12 protein-coding genes are annotated in these 14901 nt (G+C 61.1%); 4 read left to right on the top strand and 8 right to left on the bottom strand.

From position 1 onward, the window contains the following. Positions 1-14: 14 nt before the first annotated feature. Positions 15-2198 carry a transglycosylase domain-containing protein gene (locus tag ACR0J1_RS10310; protein WP_480732752.1) on the bottom strand — a complete coding sequence of 728 codons (2184 nt, stop codon included), beginning with the start codon at positions 2196-2198 and terminating at the stop codon, positions 15-17. Between the two features lie 256 nt (positions 2199-2454). Here ACR0J1_RS10310 and ACR0J1_RS10305 point away from each other — a divergent pair, with 256 nt between their 5' ends. Beyond that, positions 2455-2793: a P-II family nitrogen regulator gene (locus ACR0J1_RS10305; RefSeq protein ID WP_480531499.1), complete on the top strand. Its 339-nt coding sequence runs from the start codon at positions 2455-2457 to the stop codon at positions 2791-2793. 36 nt (positions 2794-2829) lie between these two features. Beyond that, a complete protein-coding gene (locus ACR0J1_RS10300) occupies positions 2830-4155 on the top strand; it encodes an ammonium transporter (protein WP_480732751.1) in 1326 nt (441 codons plus the stop codon). Positions 4156-4226: 71 nt separating this feature from the next. Here ACR0J1_RS10300 and ACR0J1_RS10295 read toward each other — a convergent pair whose 3' ends face one another. From ACR0J1_RS10295 to ACR0J1_RS10280, 4 genes are read right to left on the bottom strand one after another with little or no spacing between them, the layout of a single operon-like run. Continuing rightward, positions 4227-5411 (bottom strand): amino acid aminotransferase, encoded by a 1185-nt coding sequence (locus tag ACR0J1_RS10295; RefSeq protein ID WP_480732750.1) that lies wholly within the window; start codon positions 5409-5411, stop codon positions 4227-4229. Continuing rightward, positions 5411-6265, bottom strand: a complete 855-nt coding sequence (sseA, locus tag ACR0J1_RS10290) for a 3-mercaptopyruvate sulfurtransferase (RefSeq protein WP_480732749.1) — start codon at positions 6263-6265, stop codon at positions 5411-5413. The genes ACR0J1_RS10295 and sseA overlap by 1 nt, the downstream gene beginning before the upstream one ends. A gap of 59 nt (positions 6266-6324) precedes the next feature. Continuing rightward, positions 6325-6597: a CBU_0592 family membrane protein gene (locus ACR0J1_RS10285; RefSeq protein ID WP_480732748.1), complete on the bottom strand. Its 273-nt coding sequence runs from the start codon at positions 6595-6597 to the stop codon at positions 6325-6327. Further along, entirely contained in the window at positions 6581-7165 is a 585-nt protein-coding gene (locus tag ACR0J1_RS10280; protein ID WP_480732747.1) for a helix-turn-helix domain-containing protein, read from the bottom strand. The genes ACR0J1_RS10285 and ACR0J1_RS10280 overlap by 17 nt, the downstream gene beginning before the upstream one ends. Before the next feature lie 104 nt (positions 7166-7269). Here ACR0J1_RS10280 and ilvD point away from each other — a divergent pair, with 104 nt between their 5' ends. Next, positions 7270-9102: a dihydroxy-acid dehydratase gene (ilvD, locus tag ACR0J1_RS10275; protein WP_480732746.1), complete on the top strand. Its 1833-nt coding sequence runs from the start codon at positions 7270-7272 to the stop codon at positions 9100-9102. A gap of 164 nt (positions 9103-9266) precedes the next feature. On the opposite strand, the gene ACR0J1_RS10270 is transcribed toward ilvD, so the two are convergent. Next, entirely contained in the window at positions 9267-10085 is an 819-nt protein-coding gene (locus tag ACR0J1_RS10270) for a sulfotransferase family protein (RefSeq protein ID WP_480732745.1), read from the bottom strand. A gap of 139 nt (positions 10086-10224) precedes the next feature. Here ACR0J1_RS10270 and ACR0J1_RS10265 point away from each other — a divergent pair, with 139 nt between their 5' ends. Then, positions 10225-11802 carry a DUF5928 domain-containing protein gene (locus ACR0J1_RS10265; RefSeq protein WP_480732744.1) on the top strand — a complete coding sequence of 526 codons (1578 nt, stop codon included), beginning with the start codon at positions 10225-10227 and terminating at the stop codon, positions 11800-11802. A gap of 36 nt (positions 11803-11838) precedes the next feature. Here the strand turns inward: ACR0J1_RS10265 and amaB are convergent, their stop codons facing one another. Together amaB and ACR0J1_RS10255 are read right to left on the bottom strand one after the other, a co-directional pair. Then, positions 11839-13335 carry an L-piperidine-6-carboxylate dehydrogenase gene (gene amaB, locus ACR0J1_RS10260; protein ID WP_480732743.1) on the bottom strand — a complete coding sequence of 499 codons (1497 nt, stop codon included), beginning with the start codon at positions 13333-13335 and terminating at the stop codon, positions 11839-11841. An 18-nt stretch (positions 13336-13353) separates the two neighbouring features. Next, entirely contained in the window at positions 13354-14460 is a 1107-nt protein-coding gene (locus ACR0J1_RS10255) for a saccharopine dehydrogenase family protein (RefSeq protein WP_480732742.1), read from the bottom strand. Positions 14461-14901 lie beyond the last annotated feature (441 nt).

Below are 14901 nucleotides of genomic sequence, written 5' to 3'. Positions count from 1 at the left end.
CCGCCTTTTCTCTGTCAGTTGCCGAAGATATTGTTCAGCAGGTTGTTGATCGCATTTTCAAGACCATTGCCCTTGCGGCGCTGCTGACGCGGCTGGGCGGTGCGCACCGGCGGTTCCGGCGACATCATCGGCAGCGGCGTGGGTGTCATCCCTTCGGTCACGCGCAACATGGTCTCTTTCCAGATCTCTGCAGGCAAACCGCCGCCCGTCACACCCGACAGGGGCGTGTTGTCGTCATACCCCATCCAGACACCTGCGACGTAATCGGCCGTAAACCCGATGAACCACGCATCACGCGCCGCCTGCGTGGTGCCGGTTTTGCCCGCCACCTGCCAGCCCGGCAGTTGCGCCCGCGCCCCGGTGCCTTCTGACACCACGCGTTCCATCATCCAGGTCAGCTGCTTGGCCGCCTTGTCGTTGATCACCCGCTCACCGATGCCGGTGGTCGTTACCATCACCGGCTCGGTCTCGCCCAGCAGCTTGAGTTCTGTCAGACCGTAAGGTTCCACCGCCGAGCCGCCATTCAAGATGCCCGCATAGGCCCCCGTCATCTCGATCAGCGTGCTTTCCGACGCGCCCAGCGCCAAAGCGGGCCCCTCGGCCAGGTCGCTGGCGATGCCAAATTCGCTGGCCACCGTGCGGACATTCTCGAGCCCCGAGATCTCGGCCACCTTCACGGCGGGAATGTTCAACGAGTTCTTCAGCGCATCCGCCAGCGTCACGCGACCATAGTATTTCTTGGTGTAGTTCTTCGGACACCACTGACCCGAACCGGGAATGTCGACGCAATAGGGTTCGTCCATCACCGTATCCAGCGGCGAATAGCCCAACTCCAGCGCCGTGGCATAGACGAACGGTTTGAACGACGACCCGGTCTGCCGCAGCGCCTGCGTGGCTCGGTTGAACGCACCCGATACCCGTGTCTTGCGCCCGCCGACCATGGCCCGGACCGCGCCATCCGCCGACATCACGACGATGGCCGCCTGCGCCTTCGACCCTTCGCGCACCTTTTCCTGAAAGATGAATTGCAGCGCCTCTTCCGCCGACTTCTGCAGCCGCTGGTCCAGCGTGGTGCGGATCACCACGTCTTCGGTTGTGTTGCGTGTGAAGAACTCGGGCCCGCTGGCCATCACCCAATCGGCAAAGTAACCACCCGCACGGGCCGCCGCAGCCTCGGACAGGACCGCCGGGCGGCTGCGCGCCTCGCTGGCCTGGGCTGCGGTCAGATAGCCCTGATCCTGCATCAGCCCAACCACCAGCCGCGCCCGATCCTGCGAGCGTTGCAGGTTGTTGGTGGGCGCATAGCGTGTGGGCGCGACCAGCAGGCCCGCCAGCATGGCGGCCTCGGCGGGGCTGACCTCGGCGGCGGAAATGCCGAAATACCGCTGACTGGCCGCCTCGAACCCGCGCGCGCCTGCACCCAGAAAGGCGCGGTTCAGATAGATGGTCAGAACCTCATCCTTGGAATACTTGACCTCCATCGCCATCGCATAGACGGCCTCTTTCGCCTTGCGCCACAGCGATCCCTGACGGCAATCGGCCTCGTATGCGGCCTCGGATTCCCAATCCGCAGGGTCATAGGGCACGCCCAGACACAGCAGCTTGGCCGTCTGCTGGGTGATGGTCGAGCCGCCATGCCCCGACAAGGGCCCGCGCCCTTCGCTCAGGTTGATGCGCACGGCGCTGGCCACGCCCCGCGGGCTGACGCCGAAATGGCGATAGAATCGCTTATCCTCGGTGGCGACCACCGCGTTCTTGAGATGGGGCGAGACGGTGTCCGCCGTGATCACCCCGCCGAACTGATCACCGCGCCAGGCAAAGACCTTGCCATCGCGGTCCAGCAGCGTCACCGACCCGCGCGCGCGCCCGTCCAGCAGCGCGTCGACATCGGGCAGCGTGGTATAGACAACCCCCACCGCCAGCGCCAGCAACAGGGCGCAGACCGCGCCCACGCGCCAGGTCACGCCCCAGACCAGCCGCCCGATCCAGCGGAACAGGCGGCGGAAAATGCCACCTCCGCCACCGCCCGACCGGCGGCGCGTCTTACGGCGCGCGGTCTTACGCGTGGCCGTCTTGCGCGCGGTCGATTTCTTGCCCGCCGGTTTCGTGCTGCGCTTGGACGCTGCGGGCTTGCGCCCTTTCGAGGGGTATCTTTTATCCGCAACAAGAGGTGTCTTGCGGCGCTTGGACTCAGTCATGCTCAAACTCTGCCCGGTTTGCTTTTGGCGCACCATACCCTGCGGGCGCGGCCATGTAGAGGTGTGAAATTCCGGTATTTCCCCTCTCATATCAGCCTAATTATTGATCACATCCATCAAATTGTGCAAAAAATGTGCAACTTTCCCTAATTTCCTCCTGCCCCGCCCTGCGGAATCGTTCCTTCTGGCCCCTGAAATGGGTCTTTTTCTGCAAGTGCGAAATACCGGCTCAACCGGAATAGTAGAGGGAAACGACGTGAAACTGATCATTGCGACAATCAAGCCCTTCAAGCTTGAGGAAGTCCGCGAAGCCCTGACCGAGGCGGGCGTGCGCGGCATGATGGTGACGGAAATCAAGGGCTTCGGCTCGCAATCCGGCCATACCGAGATTTATCGCGGCGCGGAATACGCGGTGAATTTTGTCCCCAAAATCAAGCTGGAGATCGTGGTGCCCGCCACCATGGCCGACCAGATCGTCGAGACCATCACCTCGACCGCCAAGACCGGCAAGATCGGTGACGGCAAGATTTTCGTCCTCGATGTCGAGCAGGCGCTGCGCGTGCGGACCGGGGAAACCAACGAAGAGGCGCTGTGACGCGCGCCCACCCACACTCATATTCGAGGACTTGAAATGAACCTGATGAAATCTCTCATCCCTGCCGCCGCGATTGTCGCGCTGCCGCAGATGGGCCTTGCGCAAGAGGCCGCTGGCGGCGAGACCGCGCAGCACACGCAATACATCCTGACCTCGCTGCTGTTTCTGGTCGGCGGCTTTCTGGTGTTCTGGATGGCAGCCGGTTTCGCCATGCTCGAGGCCGGTCTGGTCCGGTCGAAAAACGTGGCCATGCAGCTGGTCAAGAACATGGGCCTGTTTTCGTTCGCCGCCATCATGTACTGGCTGGTGGGCTTCAACCTGATGTACCCCGGCGATGGCTGGACCATCACCGGCATTCTGGGCGCCTTCTCGCCCACCTCGCTGGAACCGGTTGGCTTGGCGGATACCGAAACCGCGCTGGATTATGCTTCGGTCGGCTCGGACTTCTTCTTCCAGCTGATGTTCTGCGCCACCACCGCGTCGATCGTCTCGGGCACCATGGCCGAGCGCGTCAAGCTGTGGCCCTTCTTCTTCTTCGTGATCGTCCTGACCGGCATCATCTACCCGATCGAGGCCTCGTGGCAGTGGGGCGGCGGCTGGCTGTCCGAGATGGGCTTTAGCGATTTCGCAGGCTCGACTTTGGTCCATGCCGCAGGTGGTTTCGCAGCGCTGGCCGGTGCCATCGTGCTGGGCCCGCGGATCGGCAAGTACAACAAAGAAGGCAAAGTCGTTCCGATCCCCGGTTCGAACCTTGCACTGGCCACGCTGGGTACGTTCATCCTGTGGCTGGGTTGGTTCGGCTTCAACGGCGGCTCGCAGCTGGCGATGGGCACCATCGGTGACATGGCTGATATCAGCCGCATCTTCGCCAACACCAACATGGCCGCCGCTGCAGGTGCCGTTGCCGCACTGATCCTGACGCAGGTCATGTACGGTAAGGTCGACCTGACCATGGTGCTGAACGGCGCGCTCGCCGGTCTGGTCTCGATCACCGCCGAACCGCTGGCCCCGTCGCTGTTTCAGGCGCTGATCATCGGTGGCATCGGCGGCGTGATCGTGGTCTACACCGTACCGCTGCTGGACAAGATGAAGATCGACGACGTGGTCGGCGCGATCCCGGTTCACCTGATCGCAGGCTTCTGGGGTACATTCATCGTGGCATGGACCAACGGCGACGCGAGCTTCGTAACCCAGATCATCGGCTTCGCAGCCATCGGGATCTTCGTCTTCGTGGTCAGCTTCATCCTGTTCTCGATCCTCAAGGCCACCGTCGGCCTGCGGGTTGGCGAGGAAGAAGAGATCAACGGTCTGGATATGGGCGAGCTGGGTATGGAAGCATATCCTGAGTTCTCCAAGGGCTAAGGCCCCAGACATAAAAGCAAAAAAACCCGGGCGGCTGCGCCCGGGTTTTCTTTTTTGGGATCGACTTGTTGTCAGACGCCCACGTCGACAATCGCTTGCGCCAGAATCGGCACCGTATTGGCGTTCAGGCCGGCGATGTTCAGGCGGCTGTCGCCGACCATATAGATGCCGTGATCGACGCGCAGCTTCTCGACCAGTTCGGGCGCGGCCCCAAGGCGCGAAAACATGCCGCGGTGCTGCGCGACAAAGCCGAACCGGTCGGAACCGCTGACGCGTTGCAGTTCATCGGCTAGCTGTTGACGCAGGCCCAGCATCGACAGGCGAACCTCTTCCAGTTCGGCGGCCCAATCGGCGCGCAGGGCGTCGTCGTTCAGGATCGTCGTCACCACCCGCGCACCGTGATCGGGCGGGAAGGAATAGTTCTGGCGGTTCAGAAAGGCCAGCGTTCCTTGGTTCAGTGCCGTCTGACCGGCATCGGCGCTGACCGCCATCAGCAGGCCGGTGCGCTCGCGGTAGACACCGAAGTTCTTTGAACAGGACGCCGCAATCAGGCACTCCTTGACCGACGACGCCACCAGACGCACCGCCTGCGCATCCTCTTCCAGACCATCGCCAAAGCCCTGATAGGCGATGTCGATCATCGCCACCAGGCCCCGCTCGTTAATCACGTTCACAACCTCTTGCCACTGAACCATATTCAGGTTGGCACCGGTCGGGTTATGGCAACAGCCATGCAGCAGCACGACATCGCCCGCCACGGCAGTTTTGAGGTCCGCGATCATGCCGTCAAAATCGACACCGCGCGTCTCACTGTCGAAATAGCGATAGGGCACGGCTTCCATCCCCAGATAGCTGAGGATCGACAGGTGGTTCGGCCATGTGGGGTTCGACACGAAGACGCGGGCCGAGGGGTTGGCCATGCGGATCATCTCAAACGCCTGACGGCAGGCTCCGGTGCCGCCGGGCGTTGCCACGGCGGCGATATTGCCGCGCGCCACCGACGACCCCAGGATCAGCCCGATCATCGCGTCGGCAAAGGCGGGATCCCCAGCCAGCCCGGTATAGGCTTTGGTCACCTGCTCGTCGACCAGACGCCGCTCGGCGGCCTTGACCGCACGCATCACGGGCGTCACGCCTTCGGCGTTCTTGTAGACACCGACACCCAGATCGATCTTCTGATCGCGCGGGTCCTCGCGGTACATCTGCATCAGCATCAGGATCTTATCGGCAGGCTGCGGTTTGAGATATTCGAACATCAATTCTCTCCGGTTGCGACGGGCAGGGTCGGGAAGGCACCCCATTCCGCCCATGAGCCGTCATAAAGCGAGTGATCTTTCTTGCCCATACGCTCGAGCGCGAGGCTGAGGATTGCGGCGGTGACGCCCGACCCGCATGAGGTGATCGCGGGTTTCGACAGATCGACCCCGGCGGCCTCGAATATGGCGCGGCAGTCCGCGGGCGATTTCATGGTGCTGTCGGCGTTTAGCAACTGGCCAAAGGGCACATTGCGCGCACCCGGAATATGGCCCGACCGCAGCCCTTCACGCGGCTCGGGCTCAGCCCCGGCAAAGCGGGCGGCGGCGCGGGCGTCGATGATTTCGTGATCGGCCAGTTTCGCGGCGGCGGACACCTGCGTCACGTCGCGCACCAGATGGTTCTGCACCCGCACCGTCATGTGGCGATCGCGGATGACGGGGGGCAGATCCTCGATCTCGCGCCCTTCGGCCTGCCATTTGGGAAAGCCGCCGTCCAGAACGGCCACGTTGTTTTGCCCCATCAGCCGGAACAGCCACCACACGCGCGCCGCCGACATCAGGCCGGCACCGTCATAGACCACCACCTGATGTCCGTCGCCCACGCCCATCGCCCGCAAGCGCGACATGAATTTCTCGACCGGAGGGGCCATATGCGGCAAGTCGGACCGGTGATCGGAAATCTCATCAATATCAAAGAACCGCGCGCCGGGGATGTGGCCTGCGTCGTATTCGGCCTTGGCATCGCGGTTCTGCGCGGGCAGATACCAGGACCCATCCAGAACCCTCAGGTCGGGGTCCTTGAGATGTGCGGCCAGCCATTCGGTTGAAACAAGGGTTTTCGGATCGTCCTGCATCAAAGCCTCCCCTAAGCGAGCTTGATTTTTCCCTATACGGGCAGGGATACAGGTTCAACCTATTCCGAGGCCCGACGCAGGCGGAAATACTGAATAATTCCGATCAGGCTGATCAGAATCCAGAACCCCTCGATCAGCATCGAGGCCAGATTGAAGTTGTGGATCAGAGAATAGACGATCAGCACCGACCCCAGCAGGTTAACCACCGGAAACGCCAGATCATCAGAATTCATCATCCGCATCTGCGTGGCGAAATAGGCGGCCACAACCACCAGCGCCCCTGCCGAGCCAACCGCATCGGCCCAGGTCAGCGTATCAAGAAATGCGTTCATGCGGTGCCTCTGCGATCTCAGCCAGCCCGGGTTGCGCATAGTGGTGCATGTTCAGGAATGCCGCCCCCTGCGCCCCGGCGCGATAGCCATGCGGCAGATCGGCGGCGAAACGCAACCCCTGCCCGGCCTGCAACGGCACCCAGTCTCCGTTCCGCAGCACCTCGAGCGTGCCGGCCAGCACGAACACTTCCTCGGTGACGCCGGCGGCATGGGCGGGCGAGGTATGGCTCTGGTTCGGCGAGAGGTCGACGTGAAAGGTTTCGGCCCTCAGTGCGGGGTCGAATGGAAACACGATCTTGACCTGAAGGCTGCCGGGAAAGGTCACAGTCTGGAACACACCCGCATCCGCCGGAGCCCGCATCCCAGCGGTGCCGATCAGCGCGCTAAGCGGCAGTTGAAAGCCCTTGGCGATTTTCCACAGCGTTGCGATGGTCGGGCTGGATTCGCCGCGCTCGATCTGGCCCAGCATGGCCTTGCTGACCCCGGTCATCTCGGCCACTTTCGACAGGCTCAGCCCCGAGGCCGCGCGTACATCCCTCAATTTCAGCGTCAGTTCGTCCGATTCCATACCCGGGCCTTGCGATTTGCCTTGTGCGTTATAACGTACATATGCTACGTGCGCTATAACGTACACACCCAATATCGCAGCTTGGGCAATAGGGAAACAGCATCATGCCACTTTACCGATCCAGAACCTCAACCCATGGCCGCAACATGGCGGGCGCACGCGGTTTGTGGCGCGCCACCGGTATGGGGGATGACGATTTCGGCAAGCCGATCATCGCCATCGTCAACTCGTTCACCCAGTTCGTGCCCGGCCACGTCCACCTGAAGGACCTCGGCCAGATGGTCGCCCGCGAGGTTGAGGCCGCGGGCGGTGTTGCCAAGGAATTCAACACCATCGCCGTGGATGACGGCATCGCCATGGGCCACGACGGGATGCTGTATTCCCTGCCCTCGCGCGAGGTGATCGCGGATTCGGTCGAATACATGGTAAACGCTCACTGCGCCGACGCGATGGTCTGTATCTCGAACTGTGACAAGATCACTCCGGGGATGCTGATGGCCGCGATGCGCCTGAACATCCCCGCGATTTTTGTCTCGGGCGGACCGATGGAGGCGGGCAAGATCGACATCGCCGATCTGGACGCCAAGAAGATCGACCTTGTGGACGCCATGGTTGCCGCCGCCGACGACAAATTCACCGACGAACAAGTCCAGCATATTGAGGAAAACGCCTGCCCCACCTGTGGCTCGTGTTCAGGTATGTTCACCGCGAACTCGATGAATTGTCTGGCCGAAGCGCTGGGTCTGGCCTTGCCGGGCAACGGCTCGACTCTGGCTACGCATTCCGACCGGAAAGAGCTGTTCCTCGAGGCCGGTCGCCGTATCGTCGAGATCACCAAGCGGCACTACGATCTGGACGAAAAAGGCTTCCTGCCGCGCGAGATCGCCACGTTTGAGGCCTTCGAGAATGCCATGAGCCTCGACATCGCCATGGGCGGATCGACCAACACCGTACTGCATCTGCTGGCCATCGCGCATGAGGGCGAGGTGCATTTCACAATGACCGACATGGATCGCCTCAGCCGTCAGGTGCCGTGCCTGTGCAAGGTCGCGCCCAACACCGAGAACGTGCATATGGAAGACGTCCACCGCGCCGGTGGCATCTTCTCGATCCTTGGCGAACTCAGCCGCGCCGGTTTGTTGCACGAAGGCTGCCATACGGTTCATTCCGGCACCATGGGCGAAGCGATTGCCAACTGGGACGTCAAGATCGCCAACAACCCAAAAGCGCAGGACCTGTTCAAGGCCGCCCCCGGAGGCGTGCGGACGACTCAGGCCTTCAGCCAGTCGAACCGGTACAAGGAACTGGACACCGACCGCAAGGGTGGCGTGATCCGGTCCAAGGAGCACGCGTTCAGTCAGGATGGCGGTCTGGCGGTGCTGTTCGGCAACATCGCACGCGACGGCTGTATCGTGAAAACGGCGGGCGTAGATGCGAATATCCTGCAATTCACCGGCTCGGCCTATGTCTGCGAAAGCCAGGATCAGGCGGTCAGCGACATCCTGACCGGCAAGGTGAAAGAGGGCGACGTGGTGGTGATCCGCTATGAAGGCCCACGCGGCGGGCCGGGGATGCAGGAAATGCTGTACCCGACCTCGTATCTGAAATCCAAAGGACTGGGCAAAGCCTGCGCCCTGCTGACCGATGGGCGCTTCTCGGGTGGGACCTCAGGGCTGTCAATCGGCCATGTCTCGCCCGAGGCGGCGGAAGGCGGTGAGATCGGGCTGGTGCAAACCGGCGACAAGATCGAGATCGATATTCCCAACCGGACCATTCATCTGGCCGTGTCCGATGAGGAGTTGGCCGCACGCCGCGAGGCGCAGGACGAGAAGGGCTGGCATCCTGCAGCACCGCGCAAGCGCAAAGTGTCCACGGCGCTGAAAGCCTATGCCAAGCTCACAACCAGCGCGGCGAAAGGCGCTGTGCGGCAGGTTTAAGGCCTGTGCAGGCGGGGCACTCCCGCGTCCGCTACGTGCCATCGGCTACGCCGATACCCCTTGCGAACTTGGGCCCGGCGCCGCGCTTTGCGCGGCGCCGGGCCCAACCAGAGGAGATGTTTCGCAAGAAACATTGACGATGGACGGGAGCCCTTCGCCCCTGTTCAGTCGCCCAGCTTGGCGTGAATCTCGTCCAGATCAATCTCGGCAATCGGCATCTTGTTCGCCGGGTTCTCGAAATCGTATTTGAACAGTTCGAAATCCTGCTTGTAGATTTCATAGACCAGATGCATCGACAGATCGTCGAAGTAATCCTCGACCGGATGCGCGCGTTTGGGTCCATGACCCTCGGATTCGTTGAAGCGCGGAATCTCTGACAGGGTTACGGGGTGTGCGGTGTCAAGACTGTCCAGAACGCCCTGCATCCCGTCATTGAACTTCTCGGTCCAAAAGATGTGATCATAGCGCCCCCCATTCGCGATCAGGGTCGAGACATGACCCGACATGGCTGACCAGTGAATATCCGGGTCCATCGGACGCCGCCAGCGGATCGTGTCTCGTGCAAACAGCAAGAACCGGCGGAAACTGGCGATCTGGTCGAACTCGCCCTTGCCGTCGTCTCCGCCAACTTCGATCCCATAATTGTAAACCAGTGTCGGCACGAGGTTGCCGCGATAGCGTTTGCCGTTGCGCTGGATACCGCAGATCTTGTCGAAAAAAGAGCTTAGAATCCGCGTATATGGGTTGCGCACGCAAGTGAAGGTGTACGAGCCATGCGACCGGACGTTGCGGCTAATCGGGTCCTGGCTGGCCCCAAAGGCCCATTTGTGCATCCCGTCCGTGGCGTCATGAATATCGCCATCAAAGAACTGGCCATGATCCGAGTAATACATGATCTGGCCAATGGTCGAGCAGGCGCATTTCGGCACCACGCGGTACACCATGCTCTGGCTTTCGGTCATCCATGTTCCGGGAAAACCCATCTGCTGCGCCTCCTTAGCCGGGTATCCGAGTGATACCCCGGCTTATTGGCCCAAAGAACCAAAAATATTCTGTTTATTCAATCGCTCATCCTCAGTATCACGGTTGCAAACGGGCAGAAACGGAAATTGCGGAACACCGATGGCAAAGATTGCCTATATCCTGCTGTGTCACAAAGATCCTGACGCGATCATCGAACAGGCCGGGCAACTGACGGCGGCGGGCGATTGCATGGCGATCCATTTCGACGCCCGCGCCAGTGCGGCGGCCTATACGCGCATCCGCGAGGCTTTGAAGGACAACCCAAACGTCACCTTTGCCCAAAAGCGCGTCAAATGCGGCTGGGGTGAGTGGTCTTTGGTTCAGGCCACGCTGAACGCTCTGCAGGCCGCGGTTCAGGCCTTTCCTCGCGCCACCCATTTCTACATGCTGTCAGGCGATTGTATGGCGATCAAGACAGCGGAATATGCGCATCGCTTTCTGGATGAGCACGACGTGGATTTCATCGAAAGCCATGACTTCTTTGAAAGCAACTGGATCAAGACCGGTATGAAAAAAGACCGGCTGATCTATCGACACTATTTCAACGAACGCACGCAATCGCGGCTGTTCTACGCCTCTTACGAGGCCCAAAAGCGCTTTGGCCTGACGCGCGAGATTCCTGCAGACCTGCAGATCATGATCGGCAGTCAGTGGTGGTGCCTGCGCCGCCGCACGGTCGAGATGATCCTGGACCTGCTGCGCCAGCGCCGCGATGTGATCCGGTTCTTTTCGACCACGTGGATACCGGATGAGACGTTCTTTCAAACTCTCGTTCGTCACCTGATCCCGAGACAGGAAATCGACAACCGCACGCTGACATTTCTGATGTTCTCGGATTACGGGATGCCGGTCACCTTCTACAATGATCACTATGACATGCTGCTGGGGCAGGATTACCTGTTCGCTCGGAAAATCAGCCCCGGCGCGCATGAGCTAAAGCAACGGCTGGGGCAACTTTATGCCAGCGAAGGGGTCAGCTTCGACATCTCGGGCGAGGGGCGCAACCTCTATCACTTCCTGACCGGGCGCGGGCGGGTCGGGCGGCGTTTCGGGCAGCGGTTCTGGGAGGCCGGGAATACGCTGGGCCCGAACCGTCAGGTGCTGCTGATCGTCTGCAAGAAATGGCACGTGGCCAAACGGCTGGTGGATCAGATCGCGTCCGAGACCGACATCCCCTGCATCGAATATATCTTCGACGAACAAGACACGCCCCTGCCCGATCTGGGCGGTATCGAGACCACGCTGAAAAAACGCTCGCGCCACCGGCGCGCGGTGGTGCGGATGCTGTTCGATTACTTTGGCGCGGACCGGCTGGTGCTATGCCTCGATCCGTCCAATCTGGAGGTGATTGAGGATTTCTGCACCGATCAGGCCCAGACGCGTATTCTTGAGATCGAATGCGACTATTCCGACGATTACCTGAAAGGCCACGCCCATCGCGTGGGGCTGGCGGGGCAAAACAGTCCTGACGCGTCAGTCACGCGCCTGCTGCCGACCCTGCGCAACGCTTTGGCATACGATTCGGAGCTGATCCGGGGCACCCGGCATGATGGGTTGTTTCACCTGCGCGAAGCCGCGGATCGCGCGGATAACGAAGCAGCCATCGCCGAATTTCTGGACCTCAGCGCTGAACAGGCGCGCGCAGTGATGCAACTGGATTACCTGTTTGCCGATTGAACCCGGCAGCGCACGTGGCGCTGCCGGAGAGATGCCTTAGATATCGAACTTCACACCCTGCGCCAGCGGCAGCTCGGCGGAGTAGTTCACCGTATTGGTCTGACGCCGCATATAGGCCTTCCAAGCGTCCGAACCGCTTTCCCGCCCGCCACCGGTTTCCTTTTCACCGCCAAACGCGCCACCAATCTCGGCCCCCGAGGGGCCAATATTGACGTTGGCGATACCGCAATCCGACCCGGCTGCGGTCAGGAACTGTTCCGCCTCGCGCATGTTCAGCGTGAACACGCAAGAGGACAGGCCCTGAGGCACATCGTTCTGAATGTCGATCGCCTCGGCGAAATCATCATAGCCCATGACATAGAGGATCGGAGCAAAGGTCTCGGTCTTCACGGTCGCGGTCTGGCCCGGCATCTCGGCAATGGCGGGTTCCATATAGACACCGCCCGGCACGCCCTCGGTCACACGATTGCCGCCGAACACAGTGCCGCCCTCGGCCTTCGCCGCCTCAAGCGCTGCGGTCATGGCATTACCCGAGGCTTCATCCACCAGAGGCCCGACCAGCGTGCCTTCGGTCAGCGGGTTGCCGATGGGCAGACCTGCATAGGCTTTCTTCAGACGGGCAACCAGTTCCTCGCGGATCGAGTTATGCACGATCAGACGGCGCAGCGTGGTACACCGCTGACCCGCCGTGCCAACGGCCGAGAACACAATCGCCCGCACCGCCATTTCCAGATCGGCCGAGGGGCCAACGATCATCGCGTTGTTGCCGCCCAGCTCCAGAATGCACTTGCCGAACCGCTGCGCCACGATCGGCGCAACCGCGCGGCCCATGCGGGTGGACCCGGTCGCCGAGATCACCGGTACATCCTCACTGGCGACCAACGCCTCACCCAGCGCGGCGCCGCCGATCAGAGTCTGCAGCAGCCCCTCGGGCGCATCGCCGAACCGGGCCAGTGCGCGTTCGAAAATCTTCTGGCAAGCCATCGCGGTCAGGGGCGTCTTCTCCGACGGCTTCCAGATCACCGGATCGCCGCAAACCAGCGCCAGCGCCGCGTTCCACGACCACACGGCCACGGGGAAGTTGAAGGCCGAAATCACGCCCACCGGCCCCGCCGGGTGCCATGTCTCCATCATCCGGTGGCCGGGGCGCTCAGACGCGATGGTCAGACCATACAATTGCCGGGACAGGCCCACAGCGAAATCGCAGATGTCGATCATCTCCTGCACTTCGCCCAGGCCTTCCGAGGTGATCTTGCCCGCCTCCCAGCTGACCAGCGCCCCCAGCTCATCCTTGGCGGAACGCAGTTCTTCGCCCAACAGACGGATCAACTCACCCCGCTGGGGCGCAGGCACAACGCGCCACGCTTTGAACGCCGCCTGCGCGCGGGCAAACACCGCATCCATCTCAGCCACGGGTGTCTCATGCACCTCGGCCAGCAGGCCACCATCGATCGGAGACGTCACGCGCAGCGTGCCCCCGGTCAGGTCAGCCGCCGTCAGGTCCAGTTTCGCCAGAGTTGCTTCTGCAGTCATCACGATGTCTTTCATATCTCAGGCCGCCTTGTTCTGTTCGGTTACGTCGCCGGCGCGATAAAGCCGGCCAAATTCGGTGTTCAGGAAATCCGCAAGCTTCACCTGTTCTTGCCGGACAAACCCTTTCGAGGGCAGCGCCCCGGTCCGCATCAGATCTACAACACCCAGCACACCTGCCGCAGTGGTGATCTGAATCGCGCTCCAGACCTGACCGTCGATGGTACGGGCGAAGGATTTGTTAATCAGGGATTTCTCGCGCAGCGTGCCATCAACCATGCCTTTGGCGGTGCAATAGACCAGAACGACGTCCTGATCGGTGCGCGGCAAAGCGGTCTCAAAAATCTCTTTCAGCAGATCGCGACGGCGTCCCAGCCCCAGATCGTTCAGCAGCAGGCGCAGGATATCGCGATGCCCCGGATAGCGGATCGAGCGATAGGACACCGCCCGCGCTTTCCCGTCCAGCGTTTCCGGCAACGTGCCCAACCCGCCCGAGGTGTTGAAGCATTCATACTCCACGCCGTCATGGCCGATGAGCTCGTAATCTTCCAATGGCGCAGTCTTGGTTCGCTCACCGTTCACGATGGCATCGCAGGGGTTGCAATATTCATTGATCAGCCCGTCGGTCGACCATGTCAGATTGTATTTCAACGCATTGGTCGGATAAAGCGGCAACGCCCCCACTCGCATATGCAAGCTGTCGATCTCGTCGAATTCAGCCGCCAAAGCCGCACCGGCAATGCCGACAAACCCGGGCGCCAGACCACATTGCGGCATGAACGCCGTCGCACTTTCCTGCGCCAGATCACGCACGGCATTAGTGGCCGCCACATCCTCGGTCAGATCGAAGTAGTGCGCCCCAACGGCCTTGGCCGCCCCCGCGATCGCCGGCGTCAGGAAAAATGGAGCCGCCGAGATCACCGCATCAAACCCTGCAAGCCCTTGCTCAAGCCCTTTAGGGTCCGTTGCATCGATCTGCCGGGTAGGAATGCCGCGCTTATTGAAGGCCGCCAAAGCAGCCAGATCGTGATCCGCAACCGTGACCGAATAATGGGTCGATGATTTCAGCAGGGTCGCGATCATCTGACCGATCTTCCCCGCGCCCACAACGCAAACATTCCAGTTCAAAACTGCGCCTCCATATGTTGTTCTTTACAAATATGGATGACGATCTGTTCGGTTTGCAGGGCATGTCTTGACGAAATCGAAGTTTAGAACGTCGTAGTGCCAATACTTTCGTCATAACGCATAACTGCAATTGCTGCGGCTCACGCCACCCATCCTCTGTTCGCCGTCCAGCAAACCTCACCATCTGCACTTTTTGTTCCCGAATGAACAAAGCCGCCCTGAGGCGGCTTGTATGACACATTGTTCGGTAAAAGTGGTTTCGGGAGTAGGATTTGAACCTACGGCGCGGCGCGTTGCGCGTTCGTCGGGTGATCGATCCACCGCATCGATCACTATTCCTCCTCACCCTTCAGGTTATGAGGCTGCCGAGTTGAGATCTTTGATCACCCAGTCCAGTGGACTGTTTGTAGATCGAACGGGCTGTATTGGGGTTTTCTGACG

Source organism: Ruegeria sp. CJ3 (assembly GCF_056536725.1).
This window is presented reverse-complemented; position numbering and strand designations above follow the sequence as displayed.

Coding starts and splice junctions, on each gene's coding strand:
- ACR0J1_RS10310 (WP_480732752.1), bottom strand. CDS start 2,198: ATGACTGAGTCCAAGCGCCGCAAGACACCTCTTGTTGCGGATAAAAGA.
- ACR0J1_RS10300 (WP_480732751.1), top strand. CDS start 2,830: ATGAACCTGATGAAATCTCTCATCCCTGCCGCCGCGATTGTCGCGCTG.
- ACR0J1_RS10295 (WP_480732750.1), bottom strand. CDS start 5,411: ATGTTCGAATATCTCAAACCGCAGCCTGCCGATAAGATCCTGATGCTG.
- sseA (WP_480732749.1), bottom strand. CDS start 6,265: ATGCAGGACGATCCGAAAACCCTTGTTTCAACCGAATGGCTGGCCGCA.
- ACR0J1_RS10285 (WP_480732748.1), bottom strand. CDS start 6,597: ATGAACGCATTTCTTGATACGCTGACCTGGGCCGATGCGGTTGGCTCG.
- ACR0J1_RS10280 (WP_480732747.1), bottom strand. CDS start 7,165: ATGGAATCGGACGAACTGACGCTGAAATTGAGGGATGTACGCGCGGCC.
- ilvD (WP_480732746.1), top strand. CDS start 7,270: ATGCCACTTTACCGATCCAGAACCTCAACCCATGGCCGCAACATGGCG.
- ACR0J1_RS10270 (WP_480732745.1), bottom strand. CDS start 10,085: ATGGGTTTTCCCGGAACATGGATGACCGAAAGCCAGAGCATGGTGTAC.
- ACR0J1_RS10265 (WP_480732744.1), top strand. CDS start 10,225: ATGGCAAAGATTGCCTATATCCTGCTGTGTCACAAAGATCCTGACGCG.
- amaB (WP_480732743.1), bottom strand. CDS start 13,335: ATGACTGCAGAAGCAACTCTGGCGAAACTGGACCTGACGGCGGCTGAC.